2 protein-coding genes are annotated in these 1,951 nt (G+C 61.5%); both read left to right on the plus strand.

Going from position 1 to position 1,951, the window contains the following annotated elements; translation table 11 throughout:
- Positions 1-241 (plus strand): hypothetical protein (locus CQ12_RS45650; protein WP_210180589.1); only part of this gene is annotated, 241 nt, incomplete at its 5' end.
- A gap of 396 nt (positions 242-637) precedes the next feature.
- The gene (locus tag CQ12_RS11060; RefSeq protein ID WP_083519233.1) at positions 638-1,678 is read left to right on the plus strand and encodes an alpha/beta hydrolase; all 1,041 of its coding nucleotides are present in this window, start codon (positions 638-640) and stop codon (positions 1,676-1,678) included.
- Positions 1,679-1,951: the final 273 nt, after the last annotated feature.

Genomic DNA, 1,951 nt, shown 5'->3' on the forward strand with positions numbered 1-1,951 from the left:
GAGCATCCCGGCATTCCCTGCGCAATGGTTTGACGGCTTATGCCGTGATCTCCCCGGAGCCGAATTCCTCTGGCCTCCGTCGCCGACGAATTGGCGGTTCATCGAGGCCCGGTCGGGCTTCGAAAACCTCCGCCGGCTTGACACCAACCACGGGCGCCAGGACCACACGGTTTTGCCGTACGCAGCTTCCTTCGCCAAAGACATCAACCAGCCAAGTGCTTGCCGGCCGAAGTCCTGGTGAAGGCGTTTAAGCGCCGGTCGTCTGCGCGCCGTATTCGCTCACGGATAACCGCCCTGCGAACCGCTCTCGCGCCCGACGCTGCCGCGTCCACCGCAACCCGCCCCAACGTTCGTGACGATGGCCAACGTCCCTCTTCTGGGAACGGGATGGCCGGATTTGTAAGCGTGATTTGGGTCTCGCGCGAAGCGGTTTATTTCTGCGCGTACGGCTGGACGGGGCAAATCAGCTTGAAGTCGTTGAAGAAAATCGCGTAGACGCGCGGCGCCCTTTTAGTTCCGATCGACCGCCGTCAGACCCGTCCGCTCCCGTCACCGGCCGAGAATTAGATGCACGGCGAGCGCAATTGCCGTTACGTTAGGTAAGGCCGAAACAAAGGAAAGTACGAGGGAGGCTATGGTGAGACTTTCGATCGCGACCGCAGGCTTTTTTCTCGCAACGCTGCTTTCCGTTCCGGCGCTGGCACAGACGAGGCCCCTGGTGACTGAAGAGATGATGGTCAAGACATCAGATCCCGGCATCGAGATCTACGTCCGCAACAAGCGACCGGCCGACATGACCACGTTCCGGCCCGAGCAGACCGTGCTTTACGTGCACGGCGCGACTTATCCCGCCGAGACGGCGTTCGACCTCAAGCTCGATGGCCTGTCCTGGATGGAATACATCGCCTCACGCGGTTACGACGTGTGGCTTCTCGATCTGCGCGGCTACGGCAAATCCACGCGGCCGAAGGAAATGGCCGACAAGCCCGAGGCCAATCCCCCGATCGTGACGGGCCAGACCGCGGTCAAGGACATCGGCAGCGCCGTCGATTTCATCCTGCGGCACCGCAATATTCCACGCCTCAACCTGCTCGGCTGGTCGTGGGGCACCACGTTGATGGCGACCTACACCACTGAGAACGCCGCCAAGGTCGAACGCCTTGTGCTCTATGCGCCGAGTTGGATCCGGCAAACACCCTCGCAGGTTCAGGCCGGCGCCGGCAAGCTCGGCGCCTACCGCATGGTCAATCGCGACCAGGCACGGGAGCGCTGGTACACCGGCGTGCCCGAGGACAAGAAGGCCAGCCTCATCCCCGCCGGCTGGTTCGACGCCTGGGCGGACGCGACCTTCGCCACCGATCCGGACGGCGCAACGATGAACCCGCCGGTGCTTCGCGCGCCCAACGGCGTCGTGCAGGACGGTGCCGAATTCTTCGGCGCCGGCAAACCCTATTACGATCCGTCGAAAATCACGGTCCCGACGTTATTGGTCGGCGCCGAATGGGACCGCGACACACCGCCCTACATGGCGCAGACGTTGTTTCCGCTGCTGGTGAACTCGCCGGGAAAACGCTACGTGGCGCTCGCCGAAGGAACGCACACCATCATCATGGAGCGCAATCGCTTGAAACTGTTCGAGGCGGTGCAGGCGTTTCTGGATGAGGCGAAGAAGTCGTGAGAGCGAGTAGCCCGCATGAGCGCAGGCGATATACGGGATAATCTGAAGCCCGGATATCGCTTCGCTCATCCGGCTACGCTTGCTGTAGGTATAAGCTACGATTTCCTTGAGGCTGACGTGAGAGCGCACGAATGACCCCAGCGCTGGGGAAGCTAATCGAAATAGGGGGAGCGCCGTTTGTACTGGGCTCCAAGCCGATTGGCGATGCTCTGAACCCCCTTGGTGATATCGGGGCATCCATACATGAAATCTTGGTCCGAAAGAATGGTTTCT

This window comes from Bradyrhizobium jicamae (assembly GCF_001440395.1).
In the GTDB taxonomy this organism is placed as follows: Bacteria; Pseudomonadota; Alphaproteobacteria; order Rhizobiales; family Xanthobacteraceae; genus Bradyrhizobium; species Bradyrhizobium jicamae.